At 42.2% G+C, this 17,264-nt stretch carries 18 protein-coding genes; 7 read left to right on the top strand and 11 right to left on the bottom strand.

Annotated features, from left to right (window positions below; all coding sequences use genetic code 11):
- Nucleotides 1-102: 102 nt before the first annotated feature.
- The 3 genes from PluTT01m_RS24965 to rfaQ are packed head-to-tail and all read right to left on the bottom strand — an operon-like array spanning nucleotide 103 to nucleotide 3,394.
- Complete coding sequence (locus PluTT01m_RS24965) at nucleotides 103-1,206, bottom strand: glycosyltransferase (RefSeq protein ID WP_011148909.1); 1,104 nt, start codon at nucleotides 1,204-1,206, stop codon at nucleotides 103-105.
- On the bottom strand, nucleotides 1,203-2,333 hold the full coding sequence (locus tag PluTT01m_RS24970; protein WP_011148910.1) for a glycosyltransferase family 4 protein: 1,131 nt from the start codon (nucleotides 2,331-2,333) through the stop codon (nucleotides 1,203-1,205). The genes PluTT01m_RS24965 and PluTT01m_RS24970 overlap by 4 nt, the downstream gene beginning before the upstream one ends.
- A complete protein-coding gene (rfaQ, locus tag PluTT01m_RS24975; protein ID WP_011148911.1) occupies nucleotides 2,330-3,394 on the bottom strand; it encodes a putative lipopolysaccharide heptosyltransferase III in 1,065 nt (354 codons plus the stop codon). The genes PluTT01m_RS24970 and rfaQ overlap by 4 nt, the downstream gene beginning before the upstream one ends.
- A 228-nt stretch (nucleotides 3,395-3,622) precedes the next feature.
- On the opposite strand from rfaQ, the gene waaA reads away from it, so the two are divergent.
- The 3 genes from waaA to coaD are packed head-to-tail and all read left to right on the top strand — an operon-like array spanning nucleotide 3,623 to nucleotide 6,156.
- On the top strand, nucleotides 3,623-4,900 hold the full coding sequence (gene waaA / locus PluTT01m_RS24980) for a lipid IV(A) 3-deoxy-D-manno-octulosonic acid transferase (protein WP_011148912.1): 1,278 nt from the start codon (nucleotides 3,623-3,625) through the stop codon (nucleotides 4,898-4,900).
- A complete protein-coding gene (locus tag PluTT01m_RS24985) occupies nucleotides 4,901-5,674 on the top strand; it encodes a glycosyltransferase family 2 protein (protein WP_011148913.1) in 774 nt (257 codons plus the stop codon). It begins immediately after the preceding gene.
- Entirely contained in the window at nucleotides 5,674-6,156 is a 483-nt protein-coding gene (gene coaD / locus PluTT01m_RS24990; RefSeq protein ID WP_041380446.1) for a pantetheine-phosphate adenylyltransferase, read from the top strand. The genes PluTT01m_RS24985 and coaD overlap by 1 nt, the downstream gene beginning before the upstream one ends.
- A 78-nt stretch (nucleotides 6,157-6,234) precedes the next feature.
- On the opposite strand, the gene mutM is transcribed toward coaD, so the two are convergent.
- Nucleotides 6,235-7,044, bottom strand: coding sequence for a bifunctional DNA-formamidopyrimidine glycosylase/DNA-(apurinic or apyrimidinic site) lyase (mutM, locus tag PluTT01m_RS24995; RefSeq protein ID WP_011148915.1), 810 nt, complete (start codon nucleotides 7,042-7,044; stop codon nucleotides 6,235-6,237).
- Nucleotides 7,045-7,163: 119 nt separating this feature from the next.
- Between mutM and rfaL the strand changes: the two genes are divergently transcribed.
- Nucleotides 7,164-8,381, top strand: a complete 1,218-nt coding sequence (gene rfaL / locus PluTT01m_RS25000) for an O-antigen ligase RfaL (RefSeq protein WP_041381251.1) — start codon at nucleotides 7,164-7,166, stop codon at nucleotides 8,379-8,381.
- Between the two features lie 33 nt (nucleotides 8,382-8,414).
- Here rfaL and PluTT01m_RS25005 read toward each other — a convergent pair whose 3' ends face one another.
- From PluTT01m_RS25005 to radC, 7 genes are all read right to left on the bottom strand, one after another.
- Nucleotides 8,415-9,590, bottom strand: a complete 1,176-nt coding sequence (locus PluTT01m_RS25005; RefSeq protein ID WP_011148917.1) for a glycosyltransferase family 4 protein — start codon at nucleotides 9,588-9,590, stop codon at nucleotides 8,415-8,417.
- Nucleotides 9,571-10,689 (bottom strand): glycosyltransferase family 4 protein, encoded by a 1,119-nt coding sequence (locus PluTT01m_RS25010; protein ID WP_011148918.1) that lies wholly within the window; start codon nucleotides 10,687-10,689, stop codon nucleotides 9,571-9,573. Before PluTT01m_RS25010 ends, PluTT01m_RS25005 begins: the two co-directional genes overlap by 20 nt.
- Nucleotides 10,670-11,692, bottom strand: a complete 1,023-nt coding sequence (locus PluTT01m_RS25015) for a glycosyltransferase family 9 protein (protein ID WP_011148919.1) — start codon at nucleotides 11,690-11,692, stop codon at nucleotides 10,670-10,672. Before PluTT01m_RS25015 ends, PluTT01m_RS25010 begins: the two co-directional genes overlap by 20 nt.
- A 187-nt stretch (nucleotides 11,693-11,879) precedes the next feature.
- Nucleotides 11,880-13,001 (bottom strand): glycosyltransferase family 4 protein, encoded by a 1,122-nt coding sequence (locus PluTT01m_RS25020; RefSeq protein WP_011148920.1) that lies wholly within the window; start codon nucleotides 12,999-13,001, stop codon nucleotides 11,880-11,882.
- 170 nt (nucleotides 13,002-13,171) lie between these two features.
- A complete protein-coding gene (gene rpmG / locus PluTT01m_RS25025; RefSeq protein ID WP_010847629.1) occupies nucleotides 13,172-13,339 on the bottom strand; it encodes a 50S ribosomal protein L33 in 168 nt (55 codons plus the stop codon).
- A gap of 11 nt (nucleotides 13,340-13,350) precedes the next feature.
- Complete coding sequence (gene rpmB / locus PluTT01m_RS25030; RefSeq protein WP_011148921.1) at nucleotides 13,351-13,587, bottom strand: 50S ribosomal protein L28; 237 nt, start codon at nucleotides 13,585-13,587, stop codon at nucleotides 13,351-13,353.
- 239 nt (nucleotides 13,588-13,826) lie between these two features.
- Nucleotides 13,827-14,519, bottom strand: coding sequence for a RadC family protein (gene radC / locus PluTT01m_RS25040; RefSeq protein ID WP_011148922.1), 693 nt, complete (start codon nucleotides 14,517-14,519; stop codon nucleotides 13,827-13,829).
- Between the two features lie 198 nt (nucleotides 14,520-14,717).
- Between radC and coaBC the strand changes: the two genes are divergently transcribed.
- From coaBC to slmA, 3 genes are all read left to right on the top strand, one after another.
- Nucleotides 14,718-15,935 (top strand): bifunctional phosphopantothenoylcysteine decarboxylase/phosphopantothenate--cysteine ligase CoaBC, encoded by a 1,218-nt coding sequence (coaBC, locus tag PluTT01m_RS25045; protein ID WP_041380449.1) that lies wholly within the window; start codon nucleotides 14,718-14,720, stop codon nucleotides 15,933-15,935.
- Nucleotides 15,913-16,371, top strand: a complete 459-nt coding sequence (dut, locus tag PluTT01m_RS25050; RefSeq protein WP_011148924.1) for a dUTP diphosphatase — start codon at nucleotides 15,913-15,915, stop codon at nucleotides 16,369-16,371. Before coaBC ends, dut begins: the two co-directional genes overlap by 23 nt.
- A 240-nt stretch (nucleotides 16,372-16,611) precedes the next feature.
- Nucleotides 16,612-17,211: a nucleoid occlusion factor SlmA gene (slmA, locus tag PluTT01m_RS25055; protein ID WP_011148925.1), complete on the top strand. Its 600-nt coding sequence runs from the start codon at nucleotides 16,612-16,614 to the stop codon at nucleotides 17,209-17,211.
- Nucleotides 17,212-17,264 lie beyond the last annotated feature (53 nt).

Here is a 17,264-nt window from a genome sequence, read left to right on the forward strand (position 1 = left end):
GAAATTTGATTTTTCTTCTATTCAGTTCTCTTAATTTTTGGGACTTTTTTTATTCATTAACTTATCTCAACAACTAAACTTAAAAAGCACATATCACCATTCTTACCGCTTCATTAAGGATAGATATTTTGCCAAAATAATATCTAAATCAAACTTCTTATACATATCCTCTGTAATCACCGGCGGTTCATGGTAGATAAACTTCATTTTTTCTGCCAGTGAATCAGTTGTTAGCTCTGATTTATATTTTTCTAGCTCACCAACCATAATTTCATTAACACCGCCGGGACACATCGTGCTAACAATGGGAGTATCACAAATCAACGATTCAATTAACACATTCCCTAATCCTTCACTGTCAGAACTCAAAACAACCGCTTTAGCTCCACGGATAACCGGTAATGGATTTTCAAGGAATCCCGTTAAAACAACTTTAGACTGTAAGTTTAAATCCACAATCTTCTGTTTTATTTGTTGAGTGATAGCTTCATCTCCATGGCCAACAATCAATAACTTACACGGAATATCTGCTTTCGCAAATGCTTCTAATAAACGATCATGCCGCTTAACCCGGTGGAATCTACCTATATGCAATAAATAAGTCTCATCCGAATAAGGGTTATTTTGCAGCGATTTTTCTTTAATATCTGGGATGTTGAAAGGATTATAAATCGTCACCATTTCATTAGGCGTAAGTAACAAATTATTCTTTAAATCTTTCCCTACAGCATCAGATACACAAATTAAATTCCGATTATTATATGTCCATTTGATTTTTTGTTTCTTGATCCAGCGGGATAATCCCGTCTTATTACCAAGATATGAGTTTGAAAATACGCCATGAATACAAAACCATACATTTAACCCCGCTAACACTTTTGATTGCACGACGATGCGATCAGTTTTATGCAAGTTTGAGACAATCAAGGTAGGAATTCCCTTGCGAAGAAAAACTTTTTCTAAAACCTTATCCATAGATTTAGCCCTACGGCAAATCTCAGTCTGTCTTCTAAAAGGTCCTCTGTATCCATCAACATCAATGATCAGTTCAATACCACTCGGTATTGAATATTCACATTTCTCTGCCAAAGAGAGCAGCGTAACATCATATCCTCTCTGTTGCAGACCATCACAAAGCCGGATAGTGACATTTTCCGCCCCCCCTCCAGGTAATCCATCAATGATAAATAATACATGTCCCTTCATGATGAGAGCACCCTTTCGTATAATCCAATGAGCTGTTGTGATAAATGTTCCGGTGTATAACCGAGTATTCCTGTTCTCGCTAATTCTGACATTTTATTATTCAAATGATCCGAAGGCGTATTCTGAATAGCTTCCGTAATATCTGAAACAGCCAAAGCATCACATACAAACCCGTTATTCCCAGAGGTAATAAATTCAGCGCCTCCACATGTCATGCTGGTTATTACCGGAAGCCCGCAGGCCATTGCCTCCAGTATCACATTTGGAAACGGATCATATAAGGTCGGTAGCAACAAGCCATCTGCAAGCTGATAAAAAGGCAATGTCCTTTTCTGGACTCCCATAAACCTGATGCGCTCATTACATCCCAGTGAATTAGCTAACTGCTTATATTTCTTCTCTTCTTTATCCTGCCCCACAACTATTAAATAAGCATCAGTCGCACTCACCGCCTGAATTGCGGCTTTTAATCCCTTTCGCTCAAACCCCGAACCAACATAAACTAAACATTTAGCTTGCAAGGGAAGGTTATGCGCTTTCCTTAATTGTGTTCTCTGAGATTCCGTTGCCGGGAAAAATTGTTTATTGTCTATCGAATTATAAATAACCGATATTTTTTCCTCAGAAAGCCCAAAATCCGTCATGACCTCCCTTTTTACCATTTCCGAGTTACAAATAACCATTTTTAATTCCGGTGCCGAATACATCTTTTGCTCAGCATCCATCACATAACGATGGTAACGACTCGTAAAAAGTAATTTACTCCGCCAAGGAGATAAAACACGCGCACGCTGCTGTAACCAGCGCTGATGAACGCCGTCACCCGCACGATAAATATCACAACCGGCAATACGTTCATGACTTTGAACAAGATCAAATTGCTCTTGTTGCCATATTGTTTTGGCAGCTTTGGCAAATCCTCTTTCACGGCTGATGCGCCCCCATTTATGAGGATTTGTTAAATGAACATGCCAATCAGGATTAACGTCTCCCTGCCAGGAACGCGTGATAACGTTAAGCTCCAAATTTTCATTCCCTAAAGCCTCTAAGGCGCGGGAGACAAAACGTTCTGCACCACCATCCGGGCGATATTTCTGCCGGACAATCGCAAGACGTACTAATTTCATAATAAATTTCTCCGGGCGGCGGCAATAACCATCTCACTGGGAATGACATTCAGATAACGTATATCCGTTTTAGTATCAACATCATCAGGATCAGGTAAATCACCATAATCACCAGCCCAAATAACTTCACCTTTCGCTTCCCACGGACGCCAGAATACTAATTTTGATGGCCCAAATAAAGCGATACCCGGTGTTTTTAACGCAGCGGCCATATGCATAGCAACAGAATCCATCCCGATGAATAAATTGGCCCCATCAATCAGCGCTGCAAGTTGAGGCAAAGTTAATTGGCCGGCAAAAGAAATCACTCTCTCTTTTAGGCAATTTGATAAAATCTTCGCCACCATCTCTTCCTCCTTACGATCTGGCCCGGAGGTAACAACAATTGTCCAACCATCAGACTGTAATGCATTAATCGTTTTGCTCATCTTTTTTTCATCCCAACATTTAAAAAACCAGCGGGATGTCGGTTGCACAACAATATATTTTTGATCTACACCATGCTTATCAAGAAGCATCAAAACAGCCTCTTTATCCTGCTGGCGGTAACTCATCGTCACTGTAGTGTTGATTAACGGAAGATTTAACAGCGAAAGAGCTGACAAATTCTGCTCAACAATATGCAAAAACTGACTATGCTCTGTCGGCACAAAATTTGTGAAACATTTTTTCCAAAATAGGCTGCGTCGTTTTGCTAAATCAAACCCAATACGCACTTTTGCGCCAGTAAATCGTGTCACAAATGCACTATACCATTGATCAGTAAGATTAATAACTAGGTCGTATTGACGATGCCTTAATCGTTTAAGCAATCTCCATTCATGACCAAGATGTGTTTTAACTCCCTGTTTCTTCCATTGTCTATCTATAGAAAATAGATTAGCCACAGCAGGAAAATCAGCCAATATTGGTTCGGTTTCTTTGTAGAGTAAAACATCAATTTCCACCGCCGGATAATTATCCTTAAGGGTATTAATAACCGGTGTAATTAATAATACATCACCATGATGTCGTAACTTTATTATCAGAATACGGTCAAATTGAGCTTGTAATTTACTCATTGCATTCCCAGTATAAAGATACAGATAAAAGAAAAAACTGCCGCAACATGTGCAGAAGCTACAGAAAATCCGCTTTACCTTCATATATAATAGAAGCACGATCTTACGCAAAAATCCTAATTTACCTTTCTAATTCTGTTCAGATCCTAGAAGCCATACGCATTTTCATACTTTCTTTGCCGCAATGTGATACTATTGACGCTAATTTATATAAGTGAATTTGATAGAATGTTACTGCGTTTATATCAGGTACTTCTCTACCTTATCCAGCCTCTGATTTGGTTGCGTTTATTGCTCCGCAGCCGCCAAGCCCCTGCTTACCGTCAGCGCTGGGGTGAACGCTACGGTTTCTGTGCCGGTAAAGTTGCCTCTGGAGGCATCCTGCTCCATTCCGTTTCCGTTGGTGAAACGTTGGCCGCCATCCCTTTAGTCAGAGCCTTGCGCCATCACTATCCTTTTTTACCGATTACCGTGACCACGATGACGCCAACCGGCTCAGAAAGAGTGCTTTCCGCTCTGGGAAATGATGTTAATCACGTCTATTTGCCATACGATCTCCCCGGTTCTATGGAGCGCTTTCTCAATCAAGTTAATCCAAAGTTAGTCATTATTATGGAAACAGAACTTTGGCCTAATCTGATTTTCCAACTTCACCAACGTAACATTCCTCTGGTCATTGCTAATGCCCGTTTGTCTGCCCGTTCCGCTGAGGGATATCAAAAAGTAGGGAGTTTCGTAAAAACAATTTTGCGCAGCATTACCTTAATTGCCGCCCAGAATCCGGAAGATGGTGAACGTTTTATTGAGCTGGGTCTAAAACGCTCTCAACTGACTATCACGGGTAGTTTGAAATTCGATATCTCAGTAACACCGGAATTGGCAGCCAAGGCAGTGACATTACGGCGCCAATGGGCGGCTCACCGTCCTGTCTGGATAGCCACCAGCACCCATGATGGAGAAGAGAGTATTATTCTTGATGCTCATTGCAAGTTACTGAAACAATGCCCAAGCCTGCTGCTGATCCTGGTACCACGCCACCCTGAACGTTTTATTAAAGCTGAAGAATTAACAAAGAAAGCCGGACTCAGCTATATTCTTCGCAGTTCTGATAAAATCCCTGACGCCAATATTCAGGTCGTTATCGGCGATACGATGGGGGAACTGATGCTGCTCTATGGTATTGCCGATCTGGCTTTTGTTGGTGGCAGTCTGGTTGAACGTGGCGGCCACAACCCGCTAGAAGCGGCAGCCCATGCTATTCCGGTGCTGATGGGCCCTCATACCTTTAACTTTAAGGATATCTGCACCAAGCTGAATCAGGCTAATGGTCTGATTACCGTGATGGACAGCCACTCTTTATTCACCGAGATCAACAGTTTACTGACTGACGAAGATTATCGTCTGTATTATGGTCGCCACGCAGCAGAAGTACTGCATGAAAATCAGGGGGCTCTTCAACGTCTACTTAAACTGCTGGAACCCTATCTCCCACCTCGGAGCCACTGAATGAGTGACAAAAAACGTCTTTCTGTTGTCATGATCGCTAAGAATTCAGCGGATCTGATAGCAGATTGTCTGACCTCAGTCCGTTGGGCTGATGAAATCATCGTGCTCGATTCGGGTAGCTCAGACGATACCTGCCAGATAGCACGGGCAATGGGCGCAAAAGTATTCTCCAATACTCACTGGCCGGGATTTGGTCGTCAGCGTCAGCTAGCTCAGCAATACGCTTCTGGCGATTATATTTTTATGATCGATACTGATGAACGCGTAACATCAGAACTCAGAGCATCCATAGAACAGACTCTGGCACATATTGATAACAATAAAGTCTACAGTTGTGCCCGCCGGAACTTGTTCCTTGGCCGCTTTATGAAACACAGCGGCTGGTACCCAGATAGGGTCATTCGTCTCTACGCCCGTGATCGTTATCAATACAATGATAATCAAGTGCATGAATCCCTTGAAACTCATGGCGCTCCAGTCGTTATTTTGCAAGGGGATTTACTTCATCTTACTTGCCGTGATTTGATGGAATTTCAGAGAAAACAGCTAAATTATGCTAAAGCCTGGGCAGAACAGCGCGATGAACAAGGTAAACAGTGCAGTTATTTCTCAATTTTCAGTCACACTTTTGGGGCTTTCTTTAAAACCTGGCTGTTGCGAGCTGGCTTTCTTGATGGTAAACAAGGGTTAGTGTTGGCTATTGTCAATGCTCAATATACGTTTAATAAGTACGTTGCATTGTGGGAAAAGAGACAACAAAAGGGCAAAAATTGATGAAAACCAAAGCCATTTATCCCGGAACATTTGATCCTGTTACCTACGGTCATATCGATATCGTCACCCGCGCCGCAGATATGTTTGACCATGTTCTATTTGCGATCGCCAACAGTGCCAGAAAGAATCCTATGTTTACTCTGGATGAACGCATTACCCTGGCAAAAGAGGTAACTTCACATCTGGATAATGTGGAGGTGATAGGTTTCTGTGAATTAATGGCTAATTTTGCAAAAAAACAACAAGCAAATATTCTTATCCGTGGTCTTCGTTCAGTATCTGATTTTGAGTATGAATGGCAGCTTGCCAATATGAACCGCCACTTTATGCCCGAATTAGAGAGCGTTTTTCTGCTGCCATCACAAAATCTCTCGTTTTTATCTTCATCCTTGATTAAAGATGTCGCTCTCCACGATGGCGATATCTCATCATTCTTGCCAGAACCTATCGCCCAAGCCATGCTAAAAAAACTGGGCAAGTAATTTACTCCGTTCACTGGAGGCGGCACAAAAAAGTAGAATATTCCCTATGAAACGCCTCCCCGAACTATCCGATATCAACTAATATTGACAGTGACGGCAAAAGAAAGTACTGCGCTGTCCAAGCTTAATACTCTCTATTTGTTCACCACAAATTCGACATGGCTCTCCTGCTCTGCCATAGACAAACAATTCCTGAGCAAAATAGCCCGGTTTACCATCAGATTGCAGAAAATCTCTGAGTGTCGTACCACCCCGCTCAATAGAGCGTTGTAGAACCTTCTTAATCGTTTCCGCCAGTAAATGAGCTTCACGCTCAGTTAAAGTCTGCGCGGGACGATCCGGCTGAATATGGGCAGTAAACAACGCTTCATTCGCATAGATATTACCAACGCCAACAACCAGTTTGTTATCCATGAGCCAAGGTTTAATCAAGGTTTTTTTATTACTTGATCGGGTGTAGAGATAAAAACCATTAAAATCATCAGAAAGTGGCTCAGGCCCTAAATGAGCCAATACCGAGCACCGTTCGAGATCATCACTCCACAACCATGCACCAAATCGTCTGGGATCGGTATAACGCAAAACCTTACCATCTGCCATCACTAAATCCACATGATCGTGTTTCTCCGCGGGGCGCTCTTCTGGCAAAATACGCAAGCTGCCCGACATCCCCAAATGGACAATAATCCAACCATTTGCCAATTCAATCAGCAAATATTTGGCCCGGCGTTGAATGCTAAGCACAAGCTGGTCACTCAACTTCATAATTTCTTCCGCCACCGGCCAACGTAACCGACCATTCCTGACTACCGCATACTGGATCACATTCCCTACCAGATGTGGCTCTATTCCCCTCCGGCTGGTTTCTACTTCTGGTAGTTCTGGCATGGTAATAACTCCTAATTATAGATACTGTTTCAACTCTATTGCATCCGAGCAGATTAAGATAATCTTTTCATGTATTATTTCCAACCAAACTCAACAGAAATGAAAGCAGATTGATGAATATGTTTAACATTAAAAGTCGTGATAAAAGATCATTATGGAATTTATCCATCATTGGGATTTATATAGCCCTTGTTTATCTGCCTGATATAACGAGATATAAAAATCTGGTTATCGTGCTTATTGGCATTACAGCACTAACCTATCTAGTGACAGATTTTCGCCAAGTGATGCACTCCATGCGTAATTCACTTTTTCTGTCCATTATGTTATTCATCGTAGCAATGTTCTATTCAGTAGCGATTTCCGTCGATCCCGCATTGAGTTTTCAAGAGATGAATAAGCCCATCTTAAATGGGCTATTATTGTTCAGTTTTACTTTTCCTGTGGTACTGTACAAAGAAAATAAAGAAAGTATTGCCAAGATGATTCTGTACTCATTTGCCATTGGTATGCTGGCAATATGCCTAACTGATGTTGGTAAATACATTATTAACTACAATAAAGGTGAAATGCCTTTTACCAACTTCAACCATCGAGAATTTTCTTACGGTTTTATTTTCTATTTTCCGATCTTACTTTGTACTTGGGCATTGTGGAAGAAACATACCTTAGTGAGTTGGCTGATACTGGCTGCTGCTTCCGCTATCAGTCTGTTTTTGTTATTAGGTACCTTAGCTCGTGGCGCTTGGGTCGCCATTGCCGTCATCACGGCTTTTATCATCATCATTAATCGGGAATGGAAGCTGACCATAATAGTGGGTTTAATCCTTAGTTTTTCAGTTGTGCTTTCTCACACTACAATAATCGCTAATGAAAATACTAAGTTATTATTTTGGAAACTGACTCAAACTGATAGCAGCCATCGTTATAAAAATGGCACACAAGGAACTGCTTTTGAGTTGATTCTAGAGAACCCCATTAAAGGCTACGGTTATGGCAATAAAGTCTATCATAAAGTCTACAACGAACGAGTTGCTGACTATCCAGACTGGATATATCGCACATCCATCGGCCCCCACAATATCTTGCTGGCACTCTGGTTTGCCGGTGGAATCATTGGTTTGATTACCACTTTGCTGATGACCTTCTCAGCGCTGTATACAAGTAGCTACATTATTAGCCGTAACAATGGCGTAATAAAGCAGGCCAGTATTATTCTATTGACGGGATTCATCGGATTATTTATCGTTCGAGGAGCCTTTGAAAATACCTATATCAATGAAATAGGTATTCTATTCGGCCTGATGATTGCGCTATATCAGCAGAAAAACGATTAACCAGATATCTCGGCTATATTATTAAACCGATTATTATGCAGAAATATCCTTTGATATTGTCTGCATAATCAGCTTCGCTCGCTGTTCCCAATTAAAACGTTCTGTCACCAACATTTTTGCATAACTGACTTGTGATTTAACTTTTTCTGGATTATCCCTCAGTAACTGAATCTGTTGAGCAAAACTTTCTGCATTCTCACTGTCAGCAAAACTGACCGCATTTTCATCAGCCACGTCACGAATAGAAAGAAAATCAGAGATAACCACCGGCTTATCCATCGCCATATATTCAAATAATTTCAGTGGCGAAGTATAGCGACTGCCGATGCTGGTTTTCGTTAATGGCAACAAACAAATATCATTATCTGCAATTATCTGAAAACGTAATTTAGGTTGAATAAAACCAAGAAAATTGATTTTATCGCCAACCCCCATTTGCTGAGCAATCTGCCGCAATTGCTGAATTTGCCCTGGTTCACCACCAGCAATATTCAATACTGCATTTTCAAGGTAAGCCATCGCTTTGATCGCCGTCGGAACACCTTTCCAACGATGCAAACTGCCCAAATAAAGGATCTGGGTTGGTAATTCACCATCGTCTGATACACGTTTATCTAACGACATCGACTCGACTGCCAACATATCCACGCCATCTGGCGCAACAACTATTGGCGTGCTGACATTATATTCACTAATAATATCATCACGGAGTAACGACGTCAGAACGAAAGTAATCCTGGACCGACGATAAACAAAGTGTTCAATTTCTCTCAGCTTCTGATATTTACGCTGATTTTTATTTTTACTTAAATCATGCGATTCTTTAAATGACTGGGCAAAAATCTCATGACTTTCAAAAAATAGCGGAATTTCTGGATGTTCACATAATAAATACTTTGCCATTTTCAGATTGCGGGTAAAAACGGCATCGACCTCATTTCTCTTCAACCAATGGGAAACCTGGAAATAGAACATTTTTTGGGTATTAAACGGAAAATACCATTTACGCCGAATATTGCGTAAAGATATCAGTCTCGCTGATGGTGACAATGAACGCCCCAGTACCTCTTCTGCGGTATTTTTACCTTCCGGTGTAACCAGATATACGCAGGCTCCCTGGCGAGCAAACGCATCAACATTCTGCAAAATTTGCAATGATGCTACCCGATAATCAGGAACCGGATAGGGATCAATATAGGCAATCTTCATTATTTATCGCTTTCAGTAAACGATTTGCCGAATGCTCCCAGGTATACATTGTTTCAATCCGTTGACGAGCTGCTTTTCCCATTTTTTGCCCCCTGTCCGGTTGAGACAATAAAAAATTAACCGCATCGGCAATTGCTGAAGCATCGCCTGGCGTGACTAAAATACCCGAATTATTTTCGTTGCCGACAACTTCAGGTATGCCTCCAATATAACTCGCAATTACCGGTCGGCCACACGCCATCGCTTCCGCAATTGTGATCCCAAATGCTTCATCACCAATACTTGGGAAAATCCCGGCATCACCAGCAGCATAATATTCAGGCAACTGATCATGTCCTACCGGTGGATGAAAAATTATCTGTTTTTTCAGCCGTAATACCGCAACCCGCTTTTCTAAGTGTTTCAGATCTTCACCTGACCCGATAATCAGCAATTTAACATCTTTATCCTGTAGCTGAGCCATTGCATCAATAGCCACATGCATGCCTTTCCAGCCAACCAACCGGCCGGCAAAGGTCAGCAAAAATGTTTTATCACTGATCCCAAGACGAGTTCTGACAGAAGAGTCTATCGGCCTGAATTTATTAATATCAACACCATTGTAAATCACCTTCGGGAATTGTTTAAAATGGTGCTGAATCTGCCAGGCATTAAAATGGCTGCATGCCACCCAAGCTGAAATTCGCTTACTCAGCTTTCTGTCACCCTTGAAAAAACTGGTGCCACCGCTCATATAGCAAAATTTAGTGCGGCTCTCTTTTGGCATCATTCGAGGCCAGAAAAAATCAAATGGCTTCGTCAGAATAACCCAGTCAAAATCCTCAGTAACAACTGTATCGCGAGCATGGCGAGCAAATGAGTAACGTTCAATAATACGTTGAAAACGTCGACCAATATTAATGACTTTCTCTCTGGGAATGAATGGAAAAGTGTGAACCTGGATTGCTCTCCCATTGAGTTCTGGTTGAATATCACCCTTTCCACCAAAAATATGGATCTCATGACCGGCATCAGTCAACGCTTTCGCCAGTTCCCAGACTGCCGTCTGAATACCACCGTAAGACATAGTTACCGTGACATCAACCAAACCTATTTTCATCTTTTCTTCCTGACAACTGAGTTTCTAGTAACTTTTGCGTTGCCTGCCAGACTTGTTCAACAGATATTGCAGACATCGAGTCTTTGCGGGTGGCTTGCATATAGTGAACCGGGTGTTCAATAACTACCAAATGCGAATGCTGTTGAGGTGCCAAAAAACGGCCTGGGTGGAAACTATGATACATAGCAACCATCGGGATACCTAATGCGCCAGCTAAATGTGTCGGCCCGGTATCAACACCAACATACAAATCAAGTTGACTCATTATTGCTGCATTCTGCCGCATTGTTAGTCTACCAACCAATGAAGTGCACTTTTCAGCCCCTAATCTTTTTGCCAGTGACTGTGCAGCAATTTTACCGTCAGCACTGCCTAGTAACATAATATGCGACTGGGGATAACGGCCACAAATGTGTTGCGCTAATTGGTAAAAATGTTCAACCGGCCAATCACGATAAGCTTTTGCCGGGAAACTTTGTAACTGAAAACCAATCAGGAGCTTGTTCTCTAAATGATACTGCCGTATAAAACCCTCGGCAAAGTGTAACTCCTTTTCACTCACACAATAATTCAACCGCCAATCATTGACCTCAACATCTACCGCACTAGCAAGCATGGCCCGTTCCTGCTGAGCTGGCATCAACCCCTTTGGCTTTTCCACTGTCAGCCAACCAGATTGCAACGCGGACTTATCTGAAAATGAAACCGTTAAGTGTGATTTACGTTTCGCATACTGTAATAAAGGTTTATCGTCACTGTATACTAAAGCCAGATCATAATGCTTACGGGTAAACCAACCACACCATTTTGCCTTACCTTTCGAAAAAGCAGTCAATTTATTGATATCGCTTATATTTTCAAGGATCTGTTTAGTCCTTTTATGAGCCATAACATCAATATTTGCACCAGGCCACTTCTGTTTTAAAGCACGGATCACTGGCGTTACCAATAAGGTATCACCGAAACGTGCTATAACAATGACCAGAATATTCTTGATCTGCATAAGACAATTATCTAATTAATCTGCCATAAAATTCAACAAAATATATAAAAAAACCATTTTGTATACGATTGACCACAACAGTGTGATTTAACTAATAATCAACTTTAAAGTAATTTAATATCAATAAGTTGAACATTACCCAAAACCATAAACCAAAGAATAAGACCAGAATAAATCCTAAATAATGTTAACGTTTTTTACCTTTAATGCTGTGAAAAAAGATATTTTCCATTTTATCCAACATATTATCCATGCCAAATAAAGCCATTGCCCGCTCTAATGAAGAATGACTGAATTGCAAACGCAGTTCATTATTATGAATCAACAACTCTAAACTTTTCGTCAATAACTCTGTATTTCTGGGTTCCACGATATAACCCGTTTCACCATCAACTACCGCTTCGGTAATTGCACCAACGGAGGTTGATACAACAGGTATCCCACACGCCATTGCTTGCATAATGCCTTGTGGCACGCCTTCATTACCAAAAGAAGGTAATGCAAATAAATCCATCGCATTCAAACAATCAGGAACATCCTGACGGTTACCTAAAAAAATGACACTGTTTGACAAACCTTCTCGCTTTACTAAAGGTTCCAATGACTTACGTTGTGGACCATCACCAACAAACAAAAGTTGCCAATCAGGATATTTCTGATGCAGAACTTTCCAGCTTTCCAACAGATAGCGATGCCCTTTCCAGGTTCTCATGGTCGCAACGACACCTAATGTCGGTTTATTTTGAATCCCAATCCGTTGACGGCAAACTTTCTTATCTTCCGGTCGGAAACGATCTAAATCGATGCCGGTAGGCACTGATGTCATATGCTGTAATGGATAACGATTATTAGCATGCAGATGTTGGCGTAGTTTTTCACCGGTAGTCGCAATATGCCAGCACGCTTTCAGATACAACCAACGAGTTGATATTGAATTAGAAACATGAGTAGAAACATGCCTGGTTCTAACCATTGGCGGCATATGCCTTAACGTTGCACAAGCTACAGCAACCAACCATGCATCCGTCGAGCTATGTGTATTAATAACGTCAAATTGACGGCCTTCTTTTTTCAACCAACGACGCATAGCAAGCAAGCAGGACAGCCGCTTTTTTTCAATAGGCAGAGCTACGGCCGGCACACCATAAGATTTTGCTTCACGGTAGATATTAGAACTGGGACAACAGACAATAACCACCTTGTGTCCACGTTTTATCATTCCTTGGGATTCCGTCAGGATACGGATTTCCTGACCACCCCAACCACAAGATGATTCTGTATGTAAAATATTTAGTTTTTCTTTAGCCATTTTGTTTCTATATTCCGCCTACCGGAAGGCATTAGTATAGCTAAACAGCATCTTACGTCTACGAATAACAAAATTTCTATGAAATAGAAAGAAGAATCAGTGAATATCTGTTTAATATTCTTACAATAAAAAACCCGACCTAAGTCGGGTTTTTTTCAAATCAACCAAAATTATTTAATCTTGGCTTCTTTATACATAACATGCTGACGAACAACTGGATCAAATTTTTTCATTTCCAGTTTCTCTGGCATAGTACGCTTGTTCTTCGTAGTGGTATAGAAGTGACCAGTACCAGCCGAAGAAACTAGCTTAATTTTATCGCGAATACCTTTAGCCATTTTTCAGCTCCTTAGTACTTCTCACCGCGGGTACGAAGCTCAGCCAAAACTGCATCGATACCCTTCTTATCAATCACACGCATACCTTTAACAGATACACGTAGAGTCACAAAACGCTTCTCGGACTCAACCCAGAAACGGTGGGAATGCAGGTTAGGCAGAAAACGACGCTTAGTCGCATTCAATGCATGAGAGCGGTTATTACCACTCATCGGGCGTTTGCCAGTAACTTGGCAGACTCGGGACATGTCTATTCTCCAAAAATCAAATCAGCTCGAGCTTTGTATTGGGTATGGCCGCCTCGTCAGGCTTAGGAGCCCATCTCAGCAAATTCCACTGAAAAGACTCACATTTACTCAGAAAATGTGCTGAGATAGGCTCTTCTCGCCAAACCAAAGATCCTCAAAGGTGGCGTAGTATACGCCCTCAATCGCTGACGCTCAAGTCCCGCACAACCAAAGATCCATAAGGATCTTGAAAAAGTTAGCTAAATCCATCCTCGCTCAGCAAATGAAACACAACATTGCCGACCAATAACCAGATGATCCAGCACTTTTACACCAACCAAATTACAGGCATCAATCACTTTATCTGTAACAATCTTATCTGCCAAACTTGGTTCTGCATGACCTGATGGATGATTATGAGCCAAAATAACGGATGAAGCATTCACCTTTATCGCCGATCGGACAATTTCACGAGGATGAACTTCAACTTTATTAATGGTGCCTTTAAACATCTCCTCATGACAGATGACTCTATTTTGATTATTGAGAAACAACACAACAAATATTTCCCTATCGCGCCCTGATAATAGGTTTTGCAAGTACTCTTGAGTCACACTTGGACTACTCATAATATCCTCATGCATAAACTGGCTGGAAAAAAAACGCTTTGCCAGTTCTGCAATGGCTTGTAATTGTGCATACTTAGCCAATCCCATCCCTTTATGAGAACAAAAAGTGTCATAATCAGCAGAGAGTAAATGGTACAAAGATCCAAATTCTTTCAGTAGAAATTCAGCCATTCGTAAAACAGGAAGTCCTCTGGTCCCGGTACGTAAAAAAATAGCCAGTAACTCAGCATCTGTTAGAGAAACAGAACCATAAGCCAACAATTTTTCTCTGGGAGCTAAATTTGAATATATTTCTCCTGTATTTTCAGCGACATCAATTCCCATATATTCATCTCCCTGCTCTGTTTCACCTGATACAAACAGTATTCCACGCCTTAAATATAAGGGCGAATATCATATTCCGGAGCTGCGTAGCCGCTCGCAAACTTATTCTTTTTTACAATCAAAGCTCAGACTCTGCTCAACTCTGTAATCTCTTGTGATAAAATCTTGGCCCCTTGCAACTTATATATTCGGACAATCATGATGGCAGGACTTTCCGGCAAACAGATTGTGCTCGGTATCAGCGGAGGAATAGCCGCTTACAAAACTCCCGAGCTAGTACGTCGCCTGCGTGATCGCGGCGCACAAGTACGTGTAGTGATGACACCAGCAGCAGAATCGTTTATTACACCAATGACGTTGCAGGCGGTTTCTGGTTATCCCGTTTCCGATGACTTGTTAGATCCAGCAGCAGAAGCTGCTATGGGGCATATTGAACTTGGTAAATGGGCTGATCTGATTATTCTCGCCCCGGCTACTGCTGATTTACTGGCACGCCTGGTCGTCGGTATGGCAAATGATCTCGTAACAACTCTTTGTTTGGCCTCCCCAGCCCCAATTGCCGCCGTACCCGCAATGAATCAACAAATGTTTCGAGCTCAAGCAACGCAACATAATCTCAAGCATCTTGAAGAACGAGGCGTTCTCCTGTGGGGACCGGACAACGGCAGCCAAGCTTGTGGTGACGTTGGTCCCGGCAGGATGCTAAATCCCATGGCGATTGTCGAACTCGCTGAACAACATTTTCAAGCAAGCCAAGACTTAGCTCACCTAAAACTTGCTATTACCGCCGGACCAACCCGTGAAGCATTGGACCCAGTCCGCTTTATCAGCAATCACAGCTCCGGCAAAATGGGGTTTGCTATCGCCCAGGCTGCGGCAACACGTGGTGCAGAAGTCACCCTGATCACTGGCCCCGTTAATTTACCGACACCACCGGGAGTCAAACGAATCAACGTCACCAGCGCTCTGGAAATGAATGAACAAGCACAGGCAGTAGCGGGTTCACAGAATATCTTCATTGGTTGTGCTGCGGTTGCAGACTATCGCGCTAAACAGATTGCCGAAGAAAAAATTAAAAAACAGGGTGATGAGATCACTTTTACCCTGATCAAAAACCCGGATATTGTTGCCAATGTAGCAGCAATGCAAGAAAACCGCCCCTTTGTGGTTGGATTTGCGGCTGAAACCCAGAATGTGGAAGAATACGCACGAAAAAAACTGAACCAAAAACATTTGGATCTGATTTGTGCAAATGATGTATCCCTTACTGGCCACGGCTTTAACAGTGATACTAATGCATTACATTTGTTCTGGCATGAGGGAGAAATCCGCTTACCTCATAGTAATAAGTTATTACTTAGCCACCATTTATTAGACGAGATAGTCAGACGCTATGATGAAAAAAATCGACGTTAAAATCCTTGACCCACGTATCGGGGAAGAATTTCCTTTACCAACGTACGCCACACCGGGTTCCGCAGGTTTAGATTTGCGGGCTTGCCTGGACAATGCGGTAGAACTGGCTCCAGGCCAAACAGAACTGCTTCCAACCGGGCTTGCTATTCATATTGGTGATGAACAACTGGCCGCCGTTATTCTGCCCCGTTCGGGCCTTGGACATAAACATGGCGTCGTTCTGGGGAATCTGGTGGGTTTGATCGATTCTGATTACCAAGGTCAGCTCATGGTTTCAGTCTGGAATCGTGGTGATAAAGCTTTCACTATCCAACCAGGCGAACGTATCGCTCAGATAGTTTTTGTACCCGTCGTCCAGGCTGAATTCAATCTGGTAGAAGATTTTGAAACCAGCGAAAGAGGCAGCGGTGGTTTCGGTCATTCCGGTCGCCAATAAATCTCTGTAAGACCATACCGTTTATACCCTATGGATTTCAAGATGCATCGCGGCGGCAAGGGAGTGAATCCCCGGGAGCATAGATAACTATGTGACCGGGGTGAGCGAGTGCAGCCAACAAAGAGGCAACTTGAAAGATGACGGGTATAACCCATTATCATATTCTTTGCTCAAAATACCCTTGAGCAAAGAATTACTGATTTGTTTGTTTTGCTGTTCTTAACAAAGGTCTTGTCAGACATGGCAGAAAACGAAAATACAAAGAAAAGAAACAGACGCGAGGAGATCTTGCAGGCGCTGGCGCATATGTTGCAATCCAGTGACGGTAGCCATCGCATCACTACTGCTAAACTGGCCGCCAACGTGGGTGTTTCCGAAGCTGCCCTATATCGGCATTTTCCTAGTAAAACCCGGATGTTTGACAGCTTGATCGAGTTCATTGAAGACTCATTAATTTCACGGATTAACCTGATTCTGCAAGATGAAAAAGATACCATAACTCGTATTCGCCTGATATTGGTCCTGATCTTGGGTTTTTCAGAAAAAAATCCCGGTCTGACCCGCATCATGACAGGTCATGCTCTAATGTTTGAACAAAACCGGCTGCAAGGGCGCATAAATCAGTTATTTGAACGAATTGAAGTACAGATCCGCCAAGTTTTAAAAGAGAAAAAATTACGTGATGGACAAGGTTTCAGTTATGATGAGTCGTTATTAGCATCTCAGTTACTCGCATTTTGTGAAGGGATGCTTTCACGTTTTGTACGCTCTGAGTTCCACTATCGTCCAACGCAGGAATTTGAAGCACGCTGGCCATTATTACTGGCTCAGTTACAATAAGTTATTCTACTACTCACCCCGCCCGTTATTGGGCGAGGGCTTTTTTTGAAGCT

Source organism: Photorhabdus laumondii subsp. laumondii, assembly GCF_003343245.1.
GTDB lineage: Bacteria > Pseudomonadota > Gammaproteobacteria > Enterobacterales > Enterobacteriaceae > Photorhabdus > Photorhabdus laumondii.